The sequence below is a fragment of the Paenibacillus sp. FSL R10-2736 genome, assembly GCF_038000245.1.
Taxonomy (GTDB): domain Bacteria; phylum Bacillota; class Bacilli; order Paenibacillales; family Paenibacillaceae; genus Paenibacillus_AQ; species Paenibacillus_AQ phytohabitans.
Genome location: NZ_JBBOBN010000001.1, coordinates 2,471,828 through 2,496,766 on the forward strand (window position 1 = coordinate 2,471,828; position 24,939 = coordinate 2,496,766).

The following is a 24,939-nucleotide window of genomic DNA, read 5'->3' on the forward strand; positions in this document are numbered from 1 at the left end:
GGCAAAGGGGGCTTAAGTATGGACGGAAAAGGATGGAATACCTGGGGCGAAGGCGTAGCCTTCGGCCTGGAGAACGGAATGGCCGTCATTCCTTATGCACTCTTGAAATATTACCGGAAGCTGAATCTGACTGGCAGTGAGGCAATGCTGCTGATTCATCTGCTCTCGTTCCGGCAAGTGGAGGGAATTGATTTCCCTTCGCTTGAGGAGCTGCAGGCCGTAACCGGACGCAGTATCTCGGTTATTGCCGGAGAGCTGCAGAAGCTCATGAAGGAAGGATTCATCAGCATCGACGGAGACAACGACGAGCTGCGCGATATCCATTATGAGCGCTACAACTTCTCCGGACTGTATGGCAAGCTCGGTGCTTATCTGGCCGAAGTCTCGCAAGAGCATTCGCAGGAGAAGCGCAGCCGTGCTGAGAGTGAGCCGGGTTCCCGGGCTGCCGCCCATTATTCCGGATCACCTGCTCCGGAGGGCGGTTATGGCCGGCCGGCCGCACCGGGAGGCACGGAAACCGAGGAGAGCCGCAGCCTGTTCAGTATTTTTGAGAAGGAATTCGGCCGTCCGCTGTCTCCGATGGAATGTGAATCCATTTCCGGCTGGGTCGATGAGGACCGGTATCCCGAAGAGCTGATTCTGCTTGCACTGAAGGAATCAGTCTTCGCCGGGAAAGTTCATTTCCGCTATATTGACCGTATTCTGCTGGAATGGGCCCGCAACCGGGTGAAGAACGCTCAGGATGTCAAAGCCTATTCCCAGAAGTTCCGCAGCGGCGGAAGATGATATTATAACGTTACGATGCCTGTCATAGAATGAATTGAATTCAAGGGCACTGCTTTCCAGGATACACCGGAGACAACCCCGCAGCTTACTGCGGGGTTGTCTTTTTTGTATATATATATTGAGTTCAAAAAAAGGAGTGTGCGTATGACCGAACGTAAAGAACTTAGGCAGATTCTTACGAAGGAAGAGCTGGTGGAACAATTAAGGGCTTGCGGGATCAAGGAAGGACAGAGCTTGATAGTACATGTATCCCTTAGCCGACTGGGTTTCGTGATTGGCGGGGCGGAGACGTTAATTCGTGCGCTGCTGGAGCTTGTCGGTGTGAACGGCACCCTGATGATGCCTTCGCAGACCTGGAAGAATCTCGATCCCCAGACCGGTGTGCACTGGGAGGAGCCTGCGGAGTGGTGGCCGCTCATTCGTAAGCACTGGCCTGCGTACGATAAGGAAGTTACTCCGGCGATCGGGATGGGAGTAGTGGCAGAAATGTTCCGGAAATGGCCGGGAGCCATCAGATCGGATCATCCGGCCCGTTCTTTTGCTGCGCTCGGCAAACATGCGGAGTACCTGGTGAAAGACCATGATCTGAGCAATATCTTTGGCGCCGGTTCACCTCTGGACAAATTGTATCAGCTGAACGGGCATATTCTTCTGATTGGCGTAGGCTATGACAAGAATACATCGCTGCATCTGGCCGAGACCCGTGCTGACTATACGGGGAAGCAGATGGTTAATGAGAGCAGTGCTGTTCTGGTGAATGGTGTCCGCAAGCGGGTAACTTACCCGACACAGGCAGTGGATGACAGTGATTTTGTCTCATTGGGGCAGGAGTATGAGCAGGCGGTGAATCTGCAGATTCACCGGGCCGGAAATGCAGAGGTAAGATTAATGGAACTCAGGTCATTGGTGGATTGGGCAACGGTTTGGATGGAGCAGCATAGGTAGGGGGAAGGCAGACAAACAAATAGCCCGCAGCTGCTTCGGGGAAGCGGTCTGCGGGCTGATATGTGGAGACAGGGTTAATGTAATATGAAAAAATTCCAAGAAATTATTGCAGCTCTTTCTCCAAAGCCGATCCCATTTCACGGGAACGTTCGGCACAGCGGTTAACGGCAGCGATGACCGTTTCGAAGAAATCTCCGCGTTCCAGCACTTCAATCGCGGCTTGGGTAGAGCCGTTCGGTGAGGTGACCTTCTTGCGGAGCGCGGCAGGTTCTTCACCCGTCTGCTGCACCATCCGGGCAGCTCCCAGCACGGTCTGAACCGTAAGCTCGCGGCTCTGTTCAACCGGCAGTCCGCCGCGGATGCCGGCGGCAATCATGGCCTCCATCATGTAGTAGATATAAGCCGGTCCGCTGCCGGAAATTCCTGTTAAGGTTTCCATCCGCTCCTCATCTATAACGGCCGTTAACCCGACAGCTTCGAAGATATTAAGGGCTGTGCGGCGGCCCGGTTCGTCAACCTCCTTGGAGAAAGCTATGCCGGTTGCACCCAGGCCGATGGAGCTGGAGGTGTTAGGCATCGAGCGGACTACAGGCTGTTGTGTACCCAGCAGACCCTGCATAGTACGGATTGTCAGTCCGGCAATCACGGAAATTACGAGTTGATCCGGCGACAGCAGCGGACCCAGATTACGTAATGCTTCTGCGGCATCCTTTGGTTTCATCGCAAGCACAATAACAGGTGCTGTACGCAGAGCATCTGTTTTTTGTTCGGGATCATTGTAGCCCAGAACGCCATAACGGCTGCGCAGCTCGGCCAGACGTTCGCTGCTGCTGCGGTTTAGCATGATGATTTTGCCGGATTCCACTACGTTCCGGGCGATCATTCCGCGCACAATTGCCTCAGCCATCGAGCCTGCGCCATAAAAAACGATATTATGATTAATAAGTGGTATGGATGGTTGCTGACACATGGCTGGTAGTCCCCCTAAAAAGTTATGTTAACATATGAAGCATGGATACTTGATTATCCCCTAATCTGGCCGGAGCCATGGATAATATACTTACTTGAAGTCAGCGCAGGCAGCCCCATCGGGCCGCGGGCGTGCAGCTTCTGGGTGCTGATCCCGATTTCGGCACCAAAGCCGAATTCGAACCCGTCAGTGAACCGGGTGGAGGCATTATGATAAACTGCGGCGGCATCCACTTCCTGCAGGAAGCGGGCAGCATTATCGGCATCCTCTGTCACAATGCACTCGGAATGTTTGGTACTGAACTCGGCGATATGCCCGAGAGCCGCTTCCAGAGTGTCCACGATTTTGACATTGAGAATATAGTCATTGTATTCCGTGGCGAAATCCTGCGGAGTAACCGGCAGAGCCCAAGGTACAAGAGCGATTGTAGCCGGACACCCGCGCAATTCCACATGGACACCGCGGAAGGCCTCTGCCAAAGCCGGCAGATGACTGGCTGCGAAATCACGGTGGACAAGCAAAGTCTCCATGGAGTTGCAGACAGAAGGCCGCTGCGCCTTCGCATTCAGACTGATCCGCTGAGCCATACCGGGTTCGGCACTTGCATCCAGATAAGTATGGCATATGCCTGCACCTGTTTCAATTACCGGTACAGTGGCATTAAGTACCACATTCTGTATTAGTGAGCTTCCGCCGCGCGGAATGATGACATCCAGCAGGCCGTTCAGCTTCAGCATTTCATCGACAGAGGAACGGTCCGGATCTTCGATCAGCTGCAGGGCATCAGGCGGCACTGCTGTACCCGCCAGTGCGCGGTGCAGAACCTCTGCAATCGCACGGTTCGAGGACAGGGCGGATGAGCCGCCGCGCAGGACCACGGCATTGCCGGTTTTGAGACACAGGCCGGCAGCATCAACGGTTACGTTCGGACGGGCTTCATAGATAATGCCGATAACGCCAAGCGGAACGCGGACCTTCTCAATAAACAGGCCGTTCGGGCGTTCGATGTTTTCCAGATTGTCACCAATCGGATCAGGCAGCACGGCAATTTGCTGCAAGCCCTCAGCTATGCTGTCAATCCGGCCTGCATCCAGTGCCAGCCGGTCGAGCATAGACTCCGGAGTGCCGTTTAGCCGCCCGCGCTCCAAGTCCTCGGCGTTGGCGGCAATAAGGTAATCCGCTTCGGCGCGCAAGGCTGCGGCCATGACAAGCAGAGCTTCATTCTTCTGGCCGGTAGTCAAGCTGGCGAGTACCCCTGTGGTCGCTTTGGCCAGCGTCGTTTTGTTTACCACTTCACTCATGACGATTCCCCCTAAAAGTTTTGTTGGCTTAACGCAGTGTAATCCATTCGTCGCGGTGGATAACCTCGAGCCGGTGCACTTCACCGAGCCTTGGGACAACTTCGCGGCTGGGAAGGCCCTGGATGCTGCGGAGCTGGGTATCATCATAATTGACGATGCCCCGTCCAAGCAGTTTGGCATCCGGGCCAAGTACTTCTACAACATCTCCGGAATGGAAGCTGCCCTCGATTCGTCTGACCCCGACCGGCAGCAGGCTATGCCCTCCATGGAGCAAAGCTTCTACCGCGCCGTCGTCAACATAAAGGGAGCCCAGCGGGGTGGACATGAATCCAAGCCATTGTTTCTTGACAGGCAGGGAGGAGAGGGTCGTGGCAAAATATGTGCCTTTGCCAGTACCTTCAGCTGCCCGTGAAAGATCACCAGGCTCGGTAACTCTGCCTACAAAGACAGGAACGCCTCCCCGTGTGGCAATCTTGGCAGCATCGATCTTCGAACGCATGCCGCCAGTACCTACGCTTGAGCCTGCGCCGCCTGCGATAGCATAGATTTCCGGTGTAATCTCTTCTATATGCTGATACCGGACCGCATCCGGATGCTTACGCGGGTCCCCGCTGTAGACGCCGTCCATATCCGTCAGGACCAGTAGCCGCGAGGCCTTCAGAAGATTGGCGACCAGCGCCGACAGGGTATCATTATCACCGAATTTCAATTCGTCCACCGATACAGTGTCATTCTCGTTGAACACGGGTACAGCGCCCAGCCGGAGCAGCTCCTCCACAGTCATCATGGCGTTGTTCATGGCGCGGCGGCTGCAGAAGTCCGTGCGGGTCAGAAGGATCTGTGCGGTAGGAATACCGTGCCGGGCAAAGGCCTCCTGGTAAGCCTGCATGAGCATAACCTGTCCTACCGCTGCTGCGGCCTGCTTCTCGTGCAGCAGCTTGGGGCGGGACGGGTAGCCGATAGCACGGAATCCTGCCGCCACCGCTCCTGAGGTAACCAGCAGGACTTCACAGCCTTGCTTGCGGAGTGCGGCAATCTCGGCGGCGAAGAAGGCGACCGCAGACCGGTTCAATCCGCCCTCAGGGCCGCTCAGTGAGCTGCTGCCGATTTTGACCACGATTCTTGTCGTCATTGTCTTTCACTTTCCTCTCAAATTTCAATCGCTGTCAGCCCGAAAATGACAAAAAGCCCCCATCCTTAGACTTAGCAAAGGACGAAAGCTTGGTTAACTTCCGCGGTACCACCTTCATTGATGAGGGTTCATCCGACTTCATTCTCGTAACGGGAGTATCCGTCCTGCAGGGCAGGCCGCTCGGGGGTAGGATTCGGAATGGACATCCGCGGTAAATTCTCCCAGCCTTCCGGAATTTACTCTCTGCACGCGAATCATAGTCAATTCTTACTGGTCCCGTCTGCACGTTTCACTATTTGTCATTTAGAATACCATGGGAAAGCAGGGTTTGCAAAGAGCCGTCCGGCGAATTTTTTGGGATGGAGGGAAGCGAATTTAATGTTTGACCTTCAGGGGGACGGGTAAAGTATTTATAATCTGTTACCAGGAGGTGGATTGATTTGAGTAAGAGCACTAAAGTCCAGCAGGAACAGAATCAAAATGCCAAAGAAGCCGCCGAAATTCAAAACAAGGCGATCAGAGAGTTTGTCGAGGAAAAAGCCGGAGATTCCCGTACTAAGGGACCGGTTGATGAGAGTACAGCCCGTCTGCCGGATGATCAGAACCGTCTGATCACGCAGCATAATTTGCGCAAATAAATAATTGTTTTCCGGGAAAATACAGCAAATGCCCATCCGGCTTCAAGACAGGAGCCGGATGGGCATTTGCATTTTTCTGCTGTTTATTCGTCCGCCAGTCCGGCAACCGTTGCTTTGAAGGTTTCAATGAAAGCTTCGGCGGCCCGGGATAAGTAGCGTCCGCGCCGGTAAGCGACCACCAGGGTACGGCTGGGAACCGGATCAGCCAAAGGCAGGTAGACAGGTACGAATTCACTCCGCGGAGCACGTGCGATGAAATGGGGCACCAGCGTTACACCCATCCCGGTGGCTACAAGCGACTGAACGGTCTCCATATTATTGCTTTCAAAAACAATCTGCGGCTCAAAACCGGCTTCACGGCAGAGTTCAACGGTCATTTTACGGAAGCCTTGACCTTCTTTGAGCACGATAAACGGTTCATTCTTAAGCTCATGCAGTGAGGTGCGGATACCCAGAGCACTACGCGCTGCCAACGGATGCTCAGGCGGGACCGCCAGATCAATCCGTTCCTCGCCAAGCACCTCATAGGCCAGAGTCGGAATCTCCAGCGGCAGGGAGAGCAGGCTTAGATCCGTCTGGCCGCTGGCGGTCAGCTTCTCCAGATTCATAGAGGAGTCCTCCAGCAGAGTGATTTCAACCTCGGCATATTTGCTTTTGAATACCGGCAGTACATGCGGCAGCAGATGCGCCCCGGTGATCGGCATGCTGCCAACCACGACCCGTCCGGTCCGCAGCTGGGAGATATCGGACATTTCCTGGCGCAGCAGCTCCACGGCATCAATGATCGCCTGGGCCTGCTCAACGAATTTCTCCCCGGCATAGGTCAGCTCAACGGAGCTGGTATTACGCTGGAAGAGAAGAACACCCAGCTCTTTTTCCAGTTTGGAGAGCTGCTGGCTCAGTGAGGGCTGGGCGATATGCAGCTTGTCTGCTGCACGTGAGAAGTTTCTTTCTGCAGCGATCTGAAGTGTGTATTGCAGTTGTCTGAGTTCCACGGACAGGCTCCTTTAATATAAAGAATGGATAATCCGTCTATAAGTATAACCTATAGATATCCGATTTAGTATAGGTGGATGTTTGACAGCGGAAAGAGTGGTGTACTTCAGCAGGTTGATAATCTTACATAATTTGCATATTAAATATCTTTATTTTGAACATAAGTATATACTTAAATTATTCTTCAGGAGCCCTTATGCATGCTCTAGGCATACGTTCTTCGAATAAATGGGGGTGTATTATGGGCGTTCTGGCAAGATTAATACAATCATTTGACGAGCTCGAAGAACAGCTGGGGTATTTCATTCATAATAATTCGGCCATCGAGCCATTGGATGAGAATCATGACTATCTATACGGGGAGACCGGGTTCTGGTCTAAGCCACAGCCTCATCAGGCCTACATGCAGAAGCATGTGCTGGCGGATTACCTGCAATTAACCGCTCTCTGCAGCCAGGTGCTCATCAATGTCAAAAGCGAACATTATCACAATTTCGAGCGGAGCACGGCTGTCGTACTCAGTCATATCAGGCAGAACACACTGCTTCCGTGCAGTACACTGGAAGATGTTTTTAATGAGATTAAGCTGGAAATAGACGTTCAGCGTGGAATCATTGCGGGTACGTATCAATAAGGAACAGCAGAAGCTTACATGGGCAAGGTCTCGGCGCTAGGTTATGTTTACTCAAGGAGTGGATCATAGGCTGAACCTATAAGTGCTATAGAAATCATATCTTGGAATTATAAACGTACTGATGTTATATTTAGAACATTCAAGAGAGACTCCACGCTCTCTTCCAAATGGAACGATTCTACTATATGAGGTGAAATTCATGGGCAACAAGACAATGTTTGAAAAGATTTGGGATAATCACGTTATTCATCAAGAGGAAGACAAGCCAAGTATCATTTATATCGATCTGCATCTGGTTCATGAGGTTACTTCTCCGCAGGCCTTTGAAGGATTGCGCTTGAGCGGCCGTCCGGTCCGCCGTCCGGGACTTACTTTCGCGACTATGGATCATAACGTGCCTACCAAGGACCGCTACAATATTACAGATCCGATCTCCAAGCAGCAGATAGATACCCTTTCACAGAACTGCCGTGATTTCGGTGTCAGACTGTTCGATCTCAATGATATTGACCAGGGCGTTGTACACGTTATGGGGCCGGAAATTGGTCTGACACATCCCGGCAAGACCATTGTCTGCGGGGACAGCCACACCTCCACACACGGAGCGTTCGGTGCGCTTGCCTTCGGGATCGGCACCAGCGAAGTTGAACATGTGCTTGCAACCCAGTGTCTGCAGCAATCCAAAGCTAAGACGATGGAAGTGCGCTTCACGGGTAACCGTAATCCGGGAGTAACCGCCAAGGATATGATTCTCGGCGTCATCGCCAAATACGGTACCGATTTTGCGACTGGTTATGTTATCGAATATACAGGCGAAGCAATCCGTGAACTGTCGATGGAAGAACGCATGACAGTCTGCAATATGTCGATTGAAGGCGGAGCTAGAGCCGGCCTGATTGCACCGGACGAGACTACGTTCAACTATCTGCGAGGACGTCAATATGTGCCGCAAGGTGAAGCTTATGACGCTGCTGTAGAGATCTGGAAGGGTCTTGTAAGCGATGAAGGCGCACAGTATGACACTGTCGTAGAATTCGATGTAGAAACGCTGATTCCGCAGGTTACCTGGGGTACCAGCCCGGGAATGGGTACGGACATCAACTCAAGGGTGCCGAATCCTGCAGACTTCACCACTGAAAACGAACGTAAAGCCGCTGAAAAAGCGCTTGAATATATGGATCTGGCGCCAGGTACGCCTATCTCTGAAATCGGTATTGATTATGTCTTTATCGGCTCCTGCACCAACGGCCGGATTGAGGATTTGCGGGCTGCGGCTCAAGTAGCCAAAGGCCATAAGGTATCCGATAAGGTGACGGCAATTGTTGTACCGGGCTCCGGACGCGTTAAGCTGCAGGCTGAGAAGGAAGGTCTGGACAAGGTCTTCACTGAAGCCGGTTTTGAATGGCGTGAAGCAGGCTGCAGTATGTGCCTGGCCATGAATCCGGATGTTCTGCAGCCTGGACAACGCTGCGCATCGACCTCCAACCGTAACTTTGAAGGACGCCAGGGACGCGGCGGACGCACGCATCTGGTCTCTCCTGCCATGGCGGCTGCGGCTGCAATTAAAGGACGGTTCACCGATGTCCGCGACTGGAATTACAAGACGGAAGCCGTCAACTCATAGAATAATTGAGAGAGCAGGAGGACACAGCAAATGGAAGAATTTAAGAAATTAACAGGTATCGTAGCCCCGGTAGACCGGGTTAATGTAGATACGGATGCAATCATTCCGAAGCAATTCCTGAAACGGATCGAGCGTACCGGGTTTGGACAATTTCTTTTTTACGAATGGCGTTTTGATGAAGCAGGAAATGATAATGCAGCGTTTGAGATGAACAAGCCGCGCTATCAGGGAGCATCCGTGCTGATCTCGCGTGCGAACTTCGGCTGCGGTTCCTCCCGGGAGCATGCGCCTTGGGCCATCATGGATTACGGGTTCAGAGTGGTAATTGCCCCGTCCTATGCCGACATTTTCTATAACAACTGCTTCAAGAACGGAATTCTGCCGATCAAGCTCTCCGAAACCCAGGTAGATGATCTGTTCAGCCGCACGGCTGAACATGAAGGCTACACCCTTACAGTGGATCTTGAGAACAACAAGCTGAGTGACGATTATGGCCTTGCCATCACGTTTGAGCTGGATGAGCACCGCCGCCAGTTTCTGCTGCAGGGATTGGATGATATCGGTCTGACGCTTCAGCACGCAGATGAGATTGCCGCGTACGAAGAACGTCATGCGGCCAAGCTTTTCGGCTAAGCAATGCCGGGATGCTTACTGGGAAGAGAGTGAACATCTGGCGAAGAAATTCGTAAACTTTACAAATTTTACACAAAACTTCTATTTCCGGGTGTCGGAAATAGAAGTTTTTTTGCTATAATCGATATATTCATTGCCTGTGAAGGCAACTTTTGGGGATTTCTGTCGTCTTAATCTTATCTATGGTTCTATCAATTGACAAAAGGGAGAGGAAAGGATGAAGAAAGCCGGACAACGGATGTTATTCCTACTGCTGCTGCCGCTCTTGTTACTGTCATTCGCCGGCCATGAAGCTGCTGCTGCCGCAAGCAGCCAGGGAAGGATTGTGATGGACAGTAAGGAACTTGCGCTGCCCAAAGGGGTCATCCTTGAGAACGTGAATGGAAGCGTTATGATTCCGATCCGGGTGGTGGTGGAGAACCTTGGTTTTGAAGTGCTCTGGGAGCAGACCACCCGCAAAGTAACCGTCCAGCAGGACGGCAAGACGGTACAGCTCGCAGTAGGAAGCAAGACGGCTGAAGCCGATGGCGTAAGTCTGCTGCTGAATGCCGCACCCAAGCAGAATGGCGGTACTGTACTGGTTCCTATCCGTTTCGTGAGTGAACAGTTCGGACTCAGTGTCGGCTGGGATAATTCCGACAAGACAGTCTACTTAAGCGGCGGAATTCCGCTTGAATCCCCTGTATCTGCAGATCCGCTGCCTTCAGCTACCGTGGCACCTGCAGCCTCTGCAGGCCCTGTGGCGGCAGTGCAATCCCCTGCTCCGACACAGCAGCCTCAGACCAATACAGAGAATACTGAAGAGGTCGAGGGCAGTATTACGGCCTCTCCGACTCCTGCAGTTACGTCCCCGACAGTGAAGGGGGCTGTATTCAGCGAGAACCGTCTTATTGTAGCGGTTGCCGGAGGTGCCAAGCCTACGGTGACCAAGATTACCGGACCAGACCGGATTGTAGTTGATTTTCAGGGAGCAGCGTTTGCCTCTGATTTCAGCGGCAGCTTTCCGGGGGTATCTGCCAGCGGCAGTCCGCAGGGAAGGCTGGACGTAAGCGGCTACCCGCTGGTATCTGAAATACGCTATGCACTGTTCAGCACCAGTCCTTCTACGGTCCGGTTCGTAATCCAAACCGCAGGCAGCCAGAATTACCAGCTGAGTACGGATGACAGCACAGGGCTGGTGACGGTAGATCTCAACACGGTGAATAGCGGAGCTGGAACTCCGGTGAATACAGGACTGACCGGCAAGCCTATCGTAGCCCTTGATGCAGGTCATGGAGGTACACAGCCGGGAGCAATCAGTCTCACAGGCAAAGCGGAAAAAGACTTCAATCTTGCAGTTATCCTCAAAGTTGGAGCGATTCTGACACAAGAGGGCTGGGCAGATGTTGTATACACACGAACGTCTGATGTTACTCTCGGTCTGCAGGACCGTGTAAGAATTGCTGAAGCCGCAAAGGCTACGCTGTTTGTTTCACTGCATGGGAATTCGTTGGATGTAGGGTATCCGAACCGTGACAAAGTCAATGGCAGTGAAACCTATTACAGCCGCAGCGAAAGTCTTCCGCTTGCCCAAATCATGCAAAAGCATCTGGTAGCCGGTACAGGGTTCAAAGATAACGGCGTCAGATCGAAGAGTCTGCATGTCACCAGAGAGACAAGCATGCCAGCCGTTCTGCTGGAGGCAGGTTATCTGACGAATCCGGGAAATGAAGCGGCTATGTACAGCGAGCAGATGCAGAATAATCTGGCACGGGAAATTGTGGCGGGAATTAAGGAATATCTTGGGCTTTAAGTAACGCGGAAAGGGAGCTGCGTGTGAACAGTCCTGATTTTTAATGGTATTTATTCGCAACTTTTAAGTTCATCAGGCGTCTAAACTATGTCGAAGGTTGTCAGTAGGATAGCACCAAGAACGCTCGTTTGGGGGCGGAATACTAGAGTCTTAGAGGTGAAGAATGAAGAAATTTGCTTGTATGCTGTTGCTGCTGTTGTTCTTTGTTGTGATTCTGCCGGGGCATGGACAAGCTGCTGCGGCTACCAACAAGATTTTCCTGGATGGACAGGAACTGACCGCAGGGCAGGATGTTCCGGTGGAAAATGTAAACAACTCCATTATGGTGCCGCTAAGAATGATCGCTGAGAACCTTGGATACAAGGTAGACTGGAATCAGACAAGCAAGACCGTTACGATTGAACAGCAAGGTAAGACTATGCAGCTGATCGTGAATCAGACTGCAGCCTCCGTAGACGGCAAGACCGTGGTCTTGACCACGTCACCGCTTCTGCGGAACGGTACAACTCTCGTGCCGATCAGATTCATCGGAGAGCAGTTTGGCCTTACAGTCAAATGGGACAATACGAAGAAGATTGTAGATCTTATTACCCCGGAAATCCCGGATACTAACACGGAAACAGGTGGAAGTAACGGAGACGGGGGAACCGTTGTAGTACCGCCGGATGATGCGGCAAGCGGCCTGAGCATGATTAACGGAATCAGCTTCAACGAGAACAGGCTAAGCATTGCACTTGAGGGCAACACCCAGCCGAAGGTTTCCAAAGTGAGCGGACCGGACCGGATTATAATTGACCTGCCGAATGCCACTTTCTCGGATGTATTCGGTACAGGACAACAGCTGGATCCCAACCTGAACGGTATGCTTACGGTTACGGATTATCCGGATGTAACCGGTGTGCGTTACTCGCTGTATAGTACCGCCCCGTACACTGTACGTTTTGTAATTGACCTTACTACCTCGAGAAATTATAGCGTTGAAGTTTCGGGCGATGTCTCCAAGCTGATTGTCATTGACTTGAATGCGCAGAGCACTGGAGATACTTCTACACAGCCCGGCAACAGCGGGCGTAAACTGGTGGTGCTCGATGCCGGGCATGGCGCCAAGGATTCCGGGGCCGTTGGGGTTACCGGTAAATACGAGAAGAATTTCAATCTGGCTGTTATTCTGAAGGCGGCGGAGCTGCTGAAGCAGGAGAACAAAATTGACGTGGTTCTGACCCGCAGCGATGATACCTTCCTTGAACTGAAGGACAGGGCGGCAATTGCCAACAACCTCAAAGCCGATTTATTCATCTCTGTCCATGCCAACAGCAGCGGCTCGTCCGCAGCAAGCGGAACGGAGACCTACTATCAGCGCGAAGCCAGCAAGGCTCTGGCAAAGGTGATGCACAAGTATCTTGTACAGGCTACCGGACTTAGTGACCGGGGCGTACGTTACGGCAACTTCCACGTTATACGCGAGACAACGATGCCTGCGGTACTGCTTGAAGTTGGCTACCTCAGCAACAAGAATGATGAGGCACTTCTGTTCACGGAATCACTTCAGAACAAAGTTGCTGCATCAATGGTCAGCGGGATTAAGGAATATCTCGGGGTTCAATAACAGCGGGCGGCAGCCAGGGCCGCAAAGTCGGCTTTCGGCCATAGATTGGGGTCAAAGGACTTTGCGGCCCTGTCCTGCCCGTATTCATATGGAGGGGGTTATTTAGTGATGAACAAGAAATTGACATATGCAGGTATAGCAGTATTACTGCTCGCAGTAATTTCGGGATGCGGTGACAAACCAACCGCCTCACCGGCAGATGCAGCAGGACAGGATTCATCCTCCGTATCGAGCGGAGCTGAAGGAAACGCAGGGAACGACAGCAGCGCTAATAGCACTAGTGCACCTCAGGCTACAAGTACGCCGGAGCCTGCAGCCACGGAAGCTCCTGTAGCTACTGAACAGCCGGCAGCGCCAGAGAAGCAGAGCCAGACTATCAAGGTCTATTATACAGATCCGCAGCAGACAGATCTGGTGGCGGCCGACGTCTCTGTCAGCTTCACAGATGCCAAAGACAAATATACAGAGGCCTTTAAGGCTCTCCAGAGCAGCAAGAATGCCGACCAGATTCCGCTGTGGAGCAAAATCGAGCTGAAATCACTGGAATTCACGAATGGACAGATTGTCCTGGATATTCATAAGCCGGATGAGGCACAGCTTGGTGCAGGCGGTGAGGCCCTGGCAATCAGCGCATTGTCCCAGACCTTCTTCCAGTTTGAAGAAGTGAAGAATATCGATGTGCTGGTAGACGGAGAACAAGTGGAGAGCCTGATGGGGCATGTGGATCTCGTGCATCCAATAACGCGTGAGAACAACGGATTGTAAGCATTGCGCAGGAAATAGGCCAATGGCTGACGAAGTAGGCAACATAGAAATTCAGATGAGCCATAGAGAGGGGAATATCGAATTGTCCGGTCACAAAAAATTAAAGCGTAAGGTTCAATCTTATTCTGCTAAAGCGGTGTCCGCCGTTCTGGCCGGCACTATGGTGCTTGGCGGCACGGGAGCGGCTTTTGCCGAAACCACATCAACCGGAACGCCGGCAGCTGCCGTAACTCCCCAGTCAGCAGCAACAGCTGCAGGGATATTCAGTGATGTCAAAACAGCCTTCTGGGCCGAGAAACATATCTACAAGCTGGCAAGCCAAGGCATCGTTGTAGGGAATAACGGTTTATTCCGTCCGGGTGACTCCGTTACCCAGCAAGAAGCTGTTCTGATGGCGCTGCGCTTTATGAAGCTGCAGGGTAACGTGAACACAAGCACAGATGTAGTTCTTCCTGCTGATTTCATTGTAACTAACTATTACAAGCCTTATGTTGTGCTGGCTTTTCAGCAGGGACTGCTGGATAAGACGGTAGAAATGGCTGCAGATAACCTGAAGACCTCCTGGGGAGAGCGCAAGGCCAGCCGCGAGTGGGTCGCAGAATTACTGGTCCGGTCACTGGGTAAGAGTGCATCTGCAGCAGCGGCAGCGGGTGAACCGACCGGTTTTGCCGACGATTCCAAGGTATCTGCGAATAAGCGCGGCTATATTAACACCGCAGTTGATTTGGGCCTGGCCAACGGACTGGACGGCAACCGCTTCGACCCGCAGGGAGCAGTTACCCGCGCCCAGCTAGCCACCTTCTTCAGCCGTGCTGAGGCACACAACACGCTTGACTACGATAATACGTTCAAAGGAACGGTAAGTTCACTGAAAGACGGCAAGCTGACACTATTTAGTAACGGCAGCACTACGGACTTCACGCTGAATGCGAACACTGCGTATTTCACAAGTACCTCGGAGACCCGCATCTCTCTGAACGAGATACAGCCCTACACCAAGGTGACTGTTATCGGAGCAACCTATAACGCAGCATATGTAGAACTGACTGACCCTACGCAACAACTTGATCAGGCGGAGGGGACGTTTACCAAGATCTCTTCGGGTATCGTCTGGGTGGATTCAGCTCTGGGTTACGATCAATATGACTATGATGCCGAAACTGTATTCACCGATGTGAATGGGGCAGTGATCCAGCCTTCATCAATTACTGCGGGCAGCAAAATAAGATTGACCCGTGAAACGTACAGTGGTTCACATAAAGTGGTGAAGGTTCAGGTGACCTCTGGGGTAGTCAATAAGACTGCAACCGGAACGATTCAAAATGTAGATGCAGCTTCCAAGAGCATTACCTTCAAGAATACAGACGGAACAACGGAAAGCTTCAAGTGGGAAGATGGAGTTTCCCTATTCAGCTCCCAGAATTCCATTCTTCTACCGGCTGATTTGAAGGCAGGTGCTGCTGCCTCCTACACAATCAAGGATAACGTGATCCGTTCTGTGGAAGTTACTTCAGGTGTAGAGCGTACTGTTAAAGGCTTTATCTATGAGCTGACGAATTCTACTATTGTCTATCAAAAGACGGATGGAAGCCGTGAAGTTAAACTTCTGGCCAGCAAACCGGTAATTGTAATTCCGAATGTGGCTAATCCTGTGATGGGTGATCTTATCTCTGATAAAACTGGCGGAGACAATGTTCAGCTTACGCTTAACAGCAGTGATCAGGTGACCCAAATTGAGGTGGTCAGCCGGCAAATCAATCAGTTTACCGGAGCAACGGTGGTTGATTTCAATGCGAAGACACAATTCCTTACCTTCACTGATAATGATGGTAAAGCACATGTAATAAAGCTGGATACAAGTACTAAAATGGTTTATGATGGCGTTCCGACAACTTCCATTACCAGTATGGGTGCAAGACTTGCCGAAAACCGGAAAGTAGATGTGACTGCCATTAATGAGCGGGCACTGTCTGTTGAGCTATCAACCAAATATTCCGGTACACTGACTGCGATTAATGCTTCGGCTAGGACCATTGTTTTCAAAATGAGTAATGGCCAGCTGATGACCATGGGATATCCGCTTGCCGTAGATATATTTGGCAAAACCGGTGCGACTATGGCAGATGTTTCGGTGAATGTACCAGTAACTGCAATACTCACCGGCAATCAAGAGGTAATTTCGGTCCTGCGGGTAGCTTCATCTGCACAGCTTGAGGTTGCGGGAGTGAATGCCAATACCAACAAAGTCACTGTCAAAACAGGCAGTGGAACCAGCGATATTTACGTAGCGGCCGTTCCACTTAGCAATGAAGCCGGCCAGACAATTACTCTTAGTGAGATAAAGACTGGCGATTATGTGAACATTAACTTTGACGGGACTACAGCATTATCGCTGCAGTCGGTTAAGCAGTATTCCGGACAAATCTCAGCAGTGGACGCTGCAGCAAAAACCTTGACCGTGAAGGATTATTCCGGAGTGTCTCAGAATTTCACCGCCAGCGCAGGGGTGAGAATTACCCGGGATGGTGTAACCACTACTGATCTGAGCGGCCTTACTACAGCGGACCGGGTATTAGCGCGTAAGGATGCCAGCGGGGTAATCATAATTTCGGTATTCAGTCAGCTTAGCCGTACCTTCTCGCGTTATGAGACTGCGACCAATGAAGTCATGACCAAACGCGCTACTCTGAATGAAAATTATAAGTTTGTGCTTGCGCCAAACGCATATATTCATCAAGGTGACACGACTTTACCCGTGCAATCTCTCAAAGAAAATGATAATATTATAATGTATTTCAACAACGACAAGATCGTGGAAATAGTGAAACAATAATCGTTTTGGTGATTTTCCGTGTGAAACACCGTCTTGATTCAGGCTTTTGCCCTGAATCAAGACGTTTTTTTTGAAATATAAGGACAGCGCTGTGTTCACTTGAACGCTATGGAAGTATACGATATAATGTATTCTTTGCTTATATTTCTTTTTATTTAGAGAAGTTATGCCCGAGTGATCAACTTCGGGTGTAAGTACTCCGTGGAGGGGACGCTATGAAAGTTGCAGAAGTCCGCCACATCCTGGATACCATCGGAGGCATGTTCCCTGATGCGCATTGTGAGCTGAACCATAGTAACGCTTTTGAGCTAACCATAGCGGTGCTGCTCTCGGCCCAATGTACGGACGCAACGGTGAACAAGGTGACCGAGGACCTGTTTCAGAAGTACAAAGCTCCAATCGACTACATTTCAGTGCCGCTTGAAGAGCTCGAGCGGGATATCCGGCGGATTGGCTTATTTCGCAACAAGGCCAAGCATATTCAGAACCTCTGCTCCATTCTGATTGAGCAGTATGGCGGAGAAGTGCCTCAGGCCCATGATTTGCTGGTAACCTTACCGGGTGTCGGCCGCAAGACTGCGAATGTGGTCATATCCAACGCTTTCGGCGTACCGGCCATTGCCGTGGATACTCATGTGGAACGGGTAGCCAAACGGCTCGCGCTTGCGGGCTGGAAAGATTCGGTGCTGGAAGTGGAGAAAAAGCTGATGAAGGCGGTGCCGCGTGACGAATGGACGTTAACGCACCACCGGCTGATCTTTTTCGGGCGTTATCACTGTAAGTCGCAGAATCCGCAATGTCAGGTCTGCCCGCTGCTGGATGTATGCCGGGAAGGCAAAAAACGTATGAAAACCGCTGTAATCAGGAAAGATAAGGTTCATACGAAATCAAACAAAGATTTAGAGATGAAGAAGAGGATGGGATAGAGATGAAGTGCATTTCTGTATACACCGATAATTTTGAAGCGTTCTCCGATATTTTTGACCGTGTGGTGGACAGCCCTATGGAAGAAAATGAAGAGCAGGAAGTAGAGGGCATCACAATCAGCCATTCCGGCGATGTGCCTGAGTTCTACCTGGAACGTATGTCCGTGAAGCCTGAAGTGGTTGTTATGAAGGACAAAGCCCGCGGCCTTACCATTCTGCAGCACGGTAAAGTGTTCGAAATCCTGCTTCCAGTCCTGGAAACAGCTTAATAGCAATTCATATGTACAAAGAGCCGGCCCTTGGGCCGGCTCTTTGCGTCAAACGATAAGAATATATATGCTTGGGGGCCTGGCAAATTCCTGAGTAATCATCGAAGATAAGGCCTTAGAGTGTGAGGTGTTATATGCGTGGTTGGCTAATCTGAGAACGCTCTAAGCCTTAGAGAATAGGCAATGTAAACCATAAGGGAAGGCAGGAAGAACACGGCACACAGCAGCAGGGAAACATGCGAGATGTTTTGAAGCAGCTGATGGTCCCACACCTGCCGGGAAAGATATAGCAGCACACAAGTGATGAACGTCAGCAGCATGACTACAATAGTGAAAATTTTGCTGGTACGGGTGATTTTGCGGTATTTCTCATAGAGTGTTGAGCGGTCTGTATGAATGGGAACGGTTCCTGGTTCAGCAACGAAGATATGCATATCCCCGGCGGAACACACATAACCCCAGCCGCTGTCAGCGAACATTTCACGGTACTCATTCTCGTCCTTCTGCGGCACATGCTGGATGTCCAGACAATAAATTTGCTTATGCGCTGGACCTCTGCGGACAATGAAGCCAGAACCAAACAGGGAGAACCGCTCCAGCAGCCAGCCTTTCTCCGACAACCTGCTTAATTTATTCATTTCATTCTGCTCGGCAAAAGCCAGTCCTTTAGACGGAATGTACCGTGTCTGCTTATTAGTTTTCATGAGTCAACGCCTCCTTAGCATTTAGCTGTGCTATGTTCCCGTGCCTCGACATGCGCAGTCTCCGTTCAATCTCAGCCTCCACCAGAGCCGTTCCGCTTGAAGTAATCTGATAGGTCTTGCGCCGCTCATCCTCATCCTCGTTCAATAGAATATAGCCGGATTTCTGCAGTTTCTTAATTAGTGTATAGAGTGTAGCGGGTCCCATCCTGACCTCGCCTTCGGTTAGCTCTTCGATGTACTTCATGATTGCATAACCGTGCTTCGGAGTGAGCAACGCGAGCAGAATATAATAAGCTGAGTCGGATAATTGCTCCATTTGCAATGGGTTATTCTTGGTCATTACACACCTCCTGTCCGATAATAGAAGATCCTTAGTTATATATCCAATTTGGTTATATCCACTTATGATATATCCGATATGGATATAGTAATAAATCTGGAATCATCTGTCAAGGGGGGGATTAGTCCAGCGAAGTCTTGTTTTTCGTGAAGGATTATAGCTGATTTTGTAAAAGCGGCTAGTTGATTTGTGACAATCTGATGATAAAATGTAATTATTCTATTCTTGCTGATCAGATAAACATACTAATGTTATAGCTTCTCATAAGTGGAAGCCCGAAGCCTATAAATTCTTCTCTATAAATATAATTGGATGCACATGTTGTAGATTGCAGAAAGTGGGGTTGTCGTGGGAGCAGAACGGAGCAGGATGAGAGAAGTAATATCCGGTACATCAACGCTTATGCTGCTGAAGCAGCAGCTGGAGAGCTGGGGCGAACAGAATAGTGCGCAGATAGCAGCAGATCTGATGCTCAAAGAGCAGGCGGGGGAGCTGACCCTTGCCTTCTGCGGACATTTCTCCGCGGGTAAATCTAGTATGATCAATGGCCTATGCGGAAAAGCAGTGCTGCCTTCAGGTCCGGTTCCGACCAGCGCCAATATCGTATCGATCCGCAGCGGGGCTCCGCGGGTAGTGCTTCATGCAGAGCCGGAGGCACCTGGGAGTTCTGCACCGGCAATAGAGACTACACCAGACCGGCTGCAGGAGTACTGCCGCCAGGGCGCTGAATATTCAGCGATTGAGGTCTGGGAGGAAGTCCCGCTGCTGGGGAAGCACGGCGTTCTAATGGATACTCCCGGGGTGGATTCAACCGATGAGGGGCATCAGGCAGCGACCCACTCGGCGCTGCATTTGGCTGATGCCGTGTTCTACGTCATGGATTACAACCATGTGCAGTCGGAGAATAATCTGGCGTTTGCCAAAAGTCTCAGCGACTGGGGCAAGCCGCTGTACCTTATCATCAATCAGATCGACAAGCACAGAGAACTGGAAATCTCCATAGTGGAATACCGGCAGCAAGTAGAAAGCGCTTTCCGTGAATGGGGAATTCATTCCGCTGGTCTGTTGTTCACTTCACTCAAAGTTAAGGATCATCCTCTGAACCAATGGGATGATCTGCTCGCGGTAATTGCAGCTCTGCTGGAGCAGCGCGGAGAACTGCTCGGCTACAGTCTGTCCCGTTCCATGCACCATACGGCGGCTGCGGTGCTTGCAGCTTACCGCGAGGAGCAGCAGGAGGAGCGCTCTCAGTTACTGGAAGCGGCCGGGGGTGCCGGTAAGGAAGCAGTGGAGGCAGAGATCCGGGCAATTTCGCAGGCTGAGGAGCTGCTCGTGCAGCTGCCGGAGCAGATGCGGCTGGAGCTGCGGAGTAAGCTGGATGCCCTGCTTGGCAACAGCAATCTGATGCCAGCCGATGTAAGGGATGCTGCTGGAGCCTATATCGAGAGCAGCAGCCCGGGTTTTCGGCGCGGGTTATTGTTCACCGCGGCGAAGCGGGAGAAGGAGCAGGCAACGCGGCTTCTCCACTGGCACGGGCTTCAGCAGAGGGAGATCACTGCCCAGCTGGAGTGGCATATACTCCAGCTTGTGCGTGACTGGGCTGAAGGCGCAGGGCTGTGGCAGGAAGGGGCAGAGCCGCTGCTGAAGCAGGTGTTCCCGGCGGTGAGCCAGCAGTGGCTGGCGGATCAGGTCAAGCCGGGAACCGGGTCGTCGGGCGAGGCGCTGCTTAATTTCTGCCGCGCGCTTGCGGCAGAGATCAAGGCACAGTTCCGCCGCGCGGCCTGGCCTTCGGCGAGCAGCTGCTGGCCCAGCTGCCGCCGCTGCTGGACGAGCGGCGCGCGGAGCTCGCGCGCCGCGAAGCGGCCCTGCTGCGGCAGGCGCACGCGCACGCCGCGCTGGCCGCCCTGGACCGCGCGGCTGCCGCCCGCGCGGACGAACTCGCGGCGCTGCTGCCGCCGCGCCGTACCCTCACCCCCGGCGTCCTGCCGGAGGTGAGGGCCCTTACGGCTGGCGCGCCTAGCGCCGCCAGCCCCGTGAAGCCGCCGCGCAGCGCAGCGGCTTCACACCCCGCCGCCGCAACGTGGGCGGCGGGTACGGCACAGCCGGCGGGCGGGCGCCGCCGGCTGACGCAGGCCGCAGCGGCGCTGCACGCTGCGGCCGGGCTGCTGCGCCGCGAGCCGGCCATGGCCTCGGCTGCGCGCAGCCTGGCGGCGCGGGCGGAGGACCTCGCCGGCGGCCGCTTCACGATGGCGCTGTTCGGAGCGTTCAGCGCTGGCAAATCCTCCTTCGCCAACGCCCTGCTGGGTGAAGAGGTGCTGCCCGTGTCTCCGCATCCCGCCACGGCTGCCGTCGGCCGCATTCTGGCCCCGGAGGGCGGATTCGCCCACGCGACTGCGGCCGTGACCATGAAGTCAGCGGAGGATTTCTGGGATGATATCCTCCATTCCTTCAGTGTGCTGCAGCTGGCACCGCCGCAGCACACAACCTGGACTGCAACGGTGGCCCGCCTGCAGACCAGCGGGCTTCATCCGTCCTCGCTGCCGCATGCCGGGTTCTTGCGCGCAGCGGCAGCGGGCTGGGAGGAATCCGGCCCGCTGCTCGGAACAGAGCGTACGGTCAGCCTGCAGGAATACCGCAGCCTGGTAGCCGATGAGAAACGGGCCTGCTTCGTGCAGAGTACTGACCTTTATTATGACAGCCCTCTGACACGGAGCGGCATCGTATTGGTTGACACCCCCGGAGCGGATTCCTTACATGCCCGGCATACCGGTGTAACCTTTGGCTACATGAAGAATGCGGATGCGATCTGCTTCGTGACCTACTATAATCATGCCTTCTCCAAAGCCGACCGCAGTCTCCTGGCCCAGCTGGGAAGAATCAAGGACAGCTTTGCCCTGGATAAAATGTTCTTCATCATCAATGCGTCCGACCTCGCTTCAGACGAGGCAGAGCTGGAAGAAGTGAAGCAGCATGTGACGCAGAATCTGCGTGCCGGCGGCCTGACCTCCCCGCGGATCTATGCCTTGTCCAGTCTGCTCGCGCTGGAGGGCAAGTCGCGCGGGGTACGGGAGTCCTACGAGGCTTCCGGATTCAATAGCTTTGAAGAAGCGCTGTCTGAATTTGCGGGTGAGGAGCTGCCGCGCCTGTCACTGGCGGCGGCGAGGGATAGCCTTAGCTCGGTCCGGCTCCGCGCGGAGGAATGGCAGCATATGGCGCTTATGGCAGCGGACCAGCGGGAAGAAGGGCTCCGGCGGTTCCGGAAGCGCCGGGATGACGCAGGCCTCCGGCTGGCACAGCTTGAGCGGGAAGAGCGGCCCATCCGGGATCTGCGCCGCGAGGGTGAGGAGCTTCTCTATCATGTCCGGCAGCGCCTGTCCTTCTCCTTCGGCCGTTCCTTTCAGGAATCGTTCCATCCCTCTATCCTCCGGGAAGAGGGCGGTCACCTGAAAGATATCTTCATCGCCTGCGGCCGGGAGCTGGAGCGCAGTATCCTGCGTGAACTGGAGCAGGAACTGTGGGCGACCACCCTGCGGCTGGAGGCGGCAGGGCGCAGGCTGGTAACTCAGGCGGCTGCGGCTGCAGCCGCAGAGCTTTCCATCCCGGGTCAGGAGCTTCAGCTTCTGGAGAATCCAGACGAGCGCTGGCCTGCGCCGGCTAAGCTCGATTGCTCCCTTGCCCCGCTGGATTGGGCAGCACTCTGGAGCCGCTTCAGATCACCGCGTCATTTCTTTGAAGGCCCTGGACGGGCAGACATCCGTACAGCTGCCGAGCACTGGTTCAAAGAAGCTATTGCTGCTGCGGCAGTAAGCCAGGAAGAACGGCTGCTGTCTTTCTATACCGGTGCGGCAGCGGCGGCACTTTCCCTTGCCGCAGAGCAGCTGCGTGAAGGTCTGGCCGAGCAGGAAGCGGCCATGTCGGAACTCCTGAAAGGGGGTGATTCAGCGCAGCACTGGGGCCAAATTGCCGGCGAATTATCGCTCATGGAGCAATCTTTCGTCAATATGGTGGACAGTCATCTGTGAAGTTTGTAGGAAAATGTCGAAGAACGCTTGCAATCTGCTGGTTGATGGATGAAAATAAAGAAGCCTGAAAATTTACAATGAAACTGCGACAATTTACAGAAATAGAGAAGTCGGCAGTCAAATTTGCGAAAAGAGGTTGGAGTCGACAATGTGGGGAGCTCCTTTTTCAGCCCGGAGCAAGAAGCTGCTGCTGCTCGGCAGCGGTGAACTGGGTAAGGAAGTCATTATCGAAGCTCAGCGCCTTGGCGTAGAGACCGTAGCTGTGGATCGTTATGAAGCTGCACCGGCGATGGGTGTAGCCCACCGCTCTTATGTACTGGATATGCTGGATGCAGAGGCACTGAAGCAATTGATCCGTTCAGAGAAACCGGATTTGATTGTCCCCGAGATCGAAGCTATTGCTACCGGAGCGCTGGTGGAACTGGAGGAAGAAGGTTTCCTCGTGGTCCCGACCGCACGTAGCGCTAGACTGACGATGGACCGGGAAGGCATCCGCCGCCTAGCGGCTGAAGAGCTGGGTCTGCCGACCGCCGGATACCGGTTCGCTGACAGTCTGGACGAACTTCGCCAGGCCGTAGGTGAGCTTGGAACACCGTGTGTGATCAAGCCGATTATGAGCTCTTCCGGCAAGGGACAGAGTATTTGCAGGACACCTGAGGATGCCGCAGAATGCTGGAATACGGCTCTGGAAGGAGCACGTGCCAAAGGTACACGCGTCATTGTAGAGGCTTTTGTCACTTTCGAGAGTGAGATTACATTACTTACCGTCCGCTCGGTTAGCGGAACCGTATTTTGTCCGCCGATTGGCCACATCCAGAAGGATGGCGATTATGTGGAGTCCTGGCAGCCGCATCAGATGAGTGAAGCGCTGCTTGCCGAAGCACAGTCGATGGCCCGGGCCGTTACGGATGAGCTTGGCGGATATGGGATTTTTGGAGTGGAGCTGTTTCTGACCACGGACGGGGTACTGTTCAGCGAAGTATCACCCAGACCGCATGACACAGGTATGGTTACAATGATTACGCAGGATTTGTCGGAATTTGCTCTGCATGTCAGAGCCATTCTTGGATTTCCGCTGGAATCGGTACGTTTGTTGACACCGGGTGCTTCAGCTACCCTGAAGGCCGAAGGAACTGGACAAGCTTTTGCGGTAACCGGGATAGATAAGGCACTAACCTTTGCCCGAACGCAAGTCCGTGTATTCGGCAAACCGGAGATCCGCCCTGGACGGCGGATGGCAGTAACACTCAGTTCAGCGGAAGATGTGGAAATCGCGCGGACGACGGCCAAGCAGGCGGCGTCTATGCTAAAAGTGGAGGTATACGAGGATGAACAGTAGTACTCAGGAGCAGGTACTGCAAATTCGCAAATGTGGCATGAATGATCTGGAGAGAGTTACAGCCCTTCTGCGGGAATTCGGCTATCCGACGACGCTTAGCGTGATGAAAGAGAGAATGGAAGGCATGGAGCATGATCCGCTCCACTGCACAATGGTCGCAGAACTCAATAACGAAGTTGTGGGAATGATCGGACTCCGGCAGGTGAAGTCCTATTACAAACATGCAGATTGTATTACGGAAATTACCGCGCTGATCGTATCAGAGGAACTTAGAGGACAGGGCCTTGGCAAAAGACTCGTATCCGCAGCGGAAGAATGGGCACGCCATCAAGGCTGCTGCCAGCTGTTCCTGCGAAGCGGCAACCGCGTCGAACGTGCACCGGCGCATGCTTTTTACCGCCATATCGGATTCGAAAAGACAGCAGGCTACCGCTTTAACAAAGCATTGCTATAATTCCTATACGTAACCGAACATCCCCATCCCGGCGTAAGCGGGATGGTTTTTTTTATGCCGGAATACAGACTTTATAAGTCTCACACGATAACATATCTATCTATTCCCTGCTGAAACGGTATCATCCTTATTCATGATTCATGGTGACAAAGCCGTTTCCTCAAGTAATTAGTGGAAAAAGAGCATTTAAATTTGCCGAAACAGACGTTTCTTGAACAGTAGTTGGAAAA

22 protein-coding genes are annotated in these 24,939 nt (G+C 52.8%); 16 read left to right on the top strand and 6 right to left on the bottom strand.

Annotated features, from left to right (window positions below; all coding sequences use genetic code 11):
• Positions 1-18: 18 nt before the first annotated feature.
• Positions 19-786 carry a DnaD domain-containing protein gene (locus NSQ73_RS10435; protein ID WP_340986341.1) on the top strand — a complete coding sequence of 256 codons (768 nt, stop codon included), beginning with the start codon at positions 19-21 and terminating at the stop codon, positions 784-786.
• A 144-nt stretch (positions 787-930) separates the two neighbouring features.
• Entirely contained in the window at positions 931-1,731 is an 801-nt protein-coding gene (locus tag NSQ73_RS10440; protein WP_340986342.1) for an aminoglycoside N(3)-acetyltransferase, read from the top strand.
• Positions 1,732-1,834: 103 nt separating this feature from the next.
• Here NSQ73_RS10440 and proC read toward each other — a convergent pair whose 3' ends face one another.
• From proC to proB, 3 genes are read right to left on the bottom strand one after another with little or no spacing between them, the layout of a single operon-like run.
• Complete coding sequence (proC, locus tag NSQ73_RS10445; protein ID WP_042138578.1) at positions 1,835-2,701, bottom strand: pyrroline-5-carboxylate reductase; 867 nt, start codon at positions 2,699-2,701, stop codon at positions 1,835-1,837.
• A gap of 53 nt (positions 2,702-2,754) precedes the next feature.
• Positions 2,755-4,002: a glutamate-5-semialdehyde dehydrogenase gene (locus tag NSQ73_RS10450; RefSeq protein WP_340986343.1), complete on the bottom strand. Its 1,248-nt coding sequence runs from the start codon at positions 4,000-4,002 to the stop codon at positions 2,755-2,757.
• Positions 4,003-4,030: 28 nt separating this feature from the next.
• Positions 4,031-5,134 (bottom strand): glutamate 5-kinase, encoded by a 1,104-nt coding sequence (gene proB, locus NSQ73_RS10455; RefSeq protein ID WP_340986344.1) that lies wholly within the window; start codon positions 5,132-5,134, stop codon positions 4,031-4,033.
• A gap of 440 nt (positions 5,135-5,574) precedes the next feature.
• Here proB and NSQ73_RS10460 point away from each other — a divergent pair, with 440 nt between their 5' ends.
• Complete coding sequence (locus tag NSQ73_RS10460) at positions 5,575-5,772, top strand: hypothetical protein (RefSeq protein WP_340986345.1); 198 nt, start codon at positions 5,575-5,577, stop codon at positions 5,770-5,772.
• An 83-nt stretch (positions 5,773-5,855) separates the two neighbouring features.
• Here NSQ73_RS10460 and NSQ73_RS10465 read toward each other — a convergent pair whose 3' ends face one another.
• The gene (locus NSQ73_RS10465; RefSeq protein WP_340986346.1) at positions 5,856-6,767 is read right to left on the bottom strand and encodes a LysR family transcriptional regulator; all 912 of its coding nucleotides are present in this window, start codon (positions 6,765-6,767) and stop codon (positions 5,856-5,858) included.
• Positions 6,768-7,009: 242 nt separating this feature from the next.
• On the opposite strand from NSQ73_RS10465, the gene NSQ73_RS10470 reads away from it, so the two are divergent.
• From NSQ73_RS10470 to NSQ73_RS10510, 9 genes are all read left to right on the top strand, one after another.
• Complete coding sequence (locus NSQ73_RS10470) at positions 7,010-7,402, top strand: hypothetical protein (protein WP_340986347.1); 393 nt, start codon at positions 7,010-7,012, stop codon at positions 7,400-7,402.
• 199 nt (positions 7,403-7,601) lie between these two features.
• Positions 7,602-9,026, top strand: coding sequence for a 3-isopropylmalate dehydratase large subunit (gene leuC, locus NSQ73_RS10475; protein WP_340986348.1), 1,425 nt, complete (start codon positions 7,602-7,604; stop codon positions 9,024-9,026).
• Positions 9,027-9,056: 30 nt separating this feature from the next.
• Positions 9,057-9,659 (top strand): 3-isopropylmalate dehydratase small subunit, encoded by a 603-nt coding sequence (leuD, locus tag NSQ73_RS10480; RefSeq protein ID WP_340986350.1) that lies wholly within the window; start codon positions 9,057-9,059, stop codon positions 9,657-9,659.
• Between the two features lie 217 nt (positions 9,660-9,876).
• On the top strand, positions 9,877-11,451 hold the full coding sequence (locus tag NSQ73_RS10485; RefSeq protein WP_340986351.1) for an N-acetylmuramoyl-L-alanine amidase: 1,575 nt from the start codon (positions 9,877-9,879) through the stop codon (positions 11,449-11,451).
• A gap of 163 nt (positions 11,452-11,614) precedes the next feature.
• Positions 11,615-13,057, top strand: a complete 1,443-nt coding sequence (locus tag NSQ73_RS10490; RefSeq protein ID WP_042138568.1) for an N-acetylmuramoyl-L-alanine amidase family protein — start codon at positions 11,615-11,617, stop codon at positions 13,055-13,057.
• Positions 13,058-13,165: 108 nt separating this feature from the next.
• Positions 13,166-13,822: a GerMN domain-containing protein gene (locus tag NSQ73_RS10495; RefSeq protein WP_340986352.1), complete on the top strand. Its 657-nt coding sequence runs from the start codon at positions 13,166-13,168 to the stop codon at positions 13,820-13,822.
• A gap of 22 nt (positions 13,823-13,844) precedes the next feature.
• A complete protein-coding gene (locus NSQ73_RS10500) occupies positions 13,845-16,655 on the top strand; it encodes an S-layer homology domain-containing protein (RefSeq protein WP_340986353.1) in 2,811 nt (936 codons plus the stop codon).
• 215 nt (positions 16,656-16,870) lie between these two features.
• Positions 16,871-17,581, top strand: coding sequence for an endonuclease III (nth, locus tag NSQ73_RS10505; protein WP_042138565.1), 711 nt, complete (start codon positions 16,871-16,873; stop codon positions 17,579-17,581).
• Positions 17,582-17,583: 2 nt separating this feature from the next.
• Positions 17,584-17,850, top strand: coding sequence for a hypothetical protein (locus NSQ73_RS10510; RefSeq protein ID WP_039308864.1), 267 nt, complete (start codon positions 17,584-17,586; stop codon positions 17,848-17,850).
• A gap of 146 nt (positions 17,851-17,996) precedes the next feature.
• Here NSQ73_RS10510 and NSQ73_RS10515 read toward each other — a convergent pair whose 3' ends face one another.
• Positions 17,997-18,554: a DUF2812 domain-containing protein gene (locus tag NSQ73_RS10515; protein ID WP_340986354.1), complete on the bottom strand. Its 558-nt coding sequence runs from the start codon at positions 18,552-18,554 to the stop codon at positions 17,997-17,999.
• The gene (locus NSQ73_RS10520; protein WP_039308867.1) at positions 18,544-18,894 is read right to left on the bottom strand and encodes a PadR family transcriptional regulator; all 351 of its coding nucleotides are present in this window, start codon (positions 18,892-18,894) and stop codon (positions 18,544-18,546) included. Before NSQ73_RS10520 ends, NSQ73_RS10515 begins: the two co-directional genes overlap by 11 nt.
• A gap of 369 nt (positions 18,895-19,263) precedes the next feature.
• Between NSQ73_RS10520 and NSQ73_RS10525 the strand changes: the two genes are divergently transcribed.
• The 4 genes from NSQ73_RS10525 to NSQ73_RS10540 all read left to right on the top strand — a co-directional run bounded on the left by NSQ73_RS10525 (position 19,264) and on the right by NSQ73_RS10540 (position 24,709).
• Entirely contained in the window at positions 19,264-20,889 is a 1,626-nt protein-coding gene (locus NSQ73_RS10525) for a dynamin family protein (RefSeq protein ID WP_340986355.1), read from the top strand.
• Positions 20,886-22,916, top strand: coding sequence for a dynamin family protein (locus NSQ73_RS10530; RefSeq protein WP_340986356.1), 2,031 nt, complete (start codon positions 20,886-20,888; stop codon positions 22,914-22,916). The genes NSQ73_RS10525 and NSQ73_RS10530 overlap by 4 nt, the downstream gene beginning before the upstream one ends.
• Before the next feature lie 148 nt (positions 22,917-23,064).
• Complete coding sequence (gene purT, locus NSQ73_RS10535; RefSeq protein WP_340989249.1) at positions 23,065-24,255, top strand: formate-dependent phosphoribosylglycinamide formyltransferase; 1,191 nt, start codon at positions 23,065-23,067, stop codon at positions 24,253-24,255.
• Complete coding sequence (locus NSQ73_RS10540) at positions 24,245-24,709, top strand: GNAT family N-acetyltransferase (RefSeq protein WP_042138559.1); 465 nt, start codon at positions 24,245-24,247, stop codon at positions 24,707-24,709. The genes purT and NSQ73_RS10540 overlap by 11 nt, the downstream gene beginning before the upstream one ends.
• Positions 24,710-24,939 lie beyond the last annotated feature (230 nt).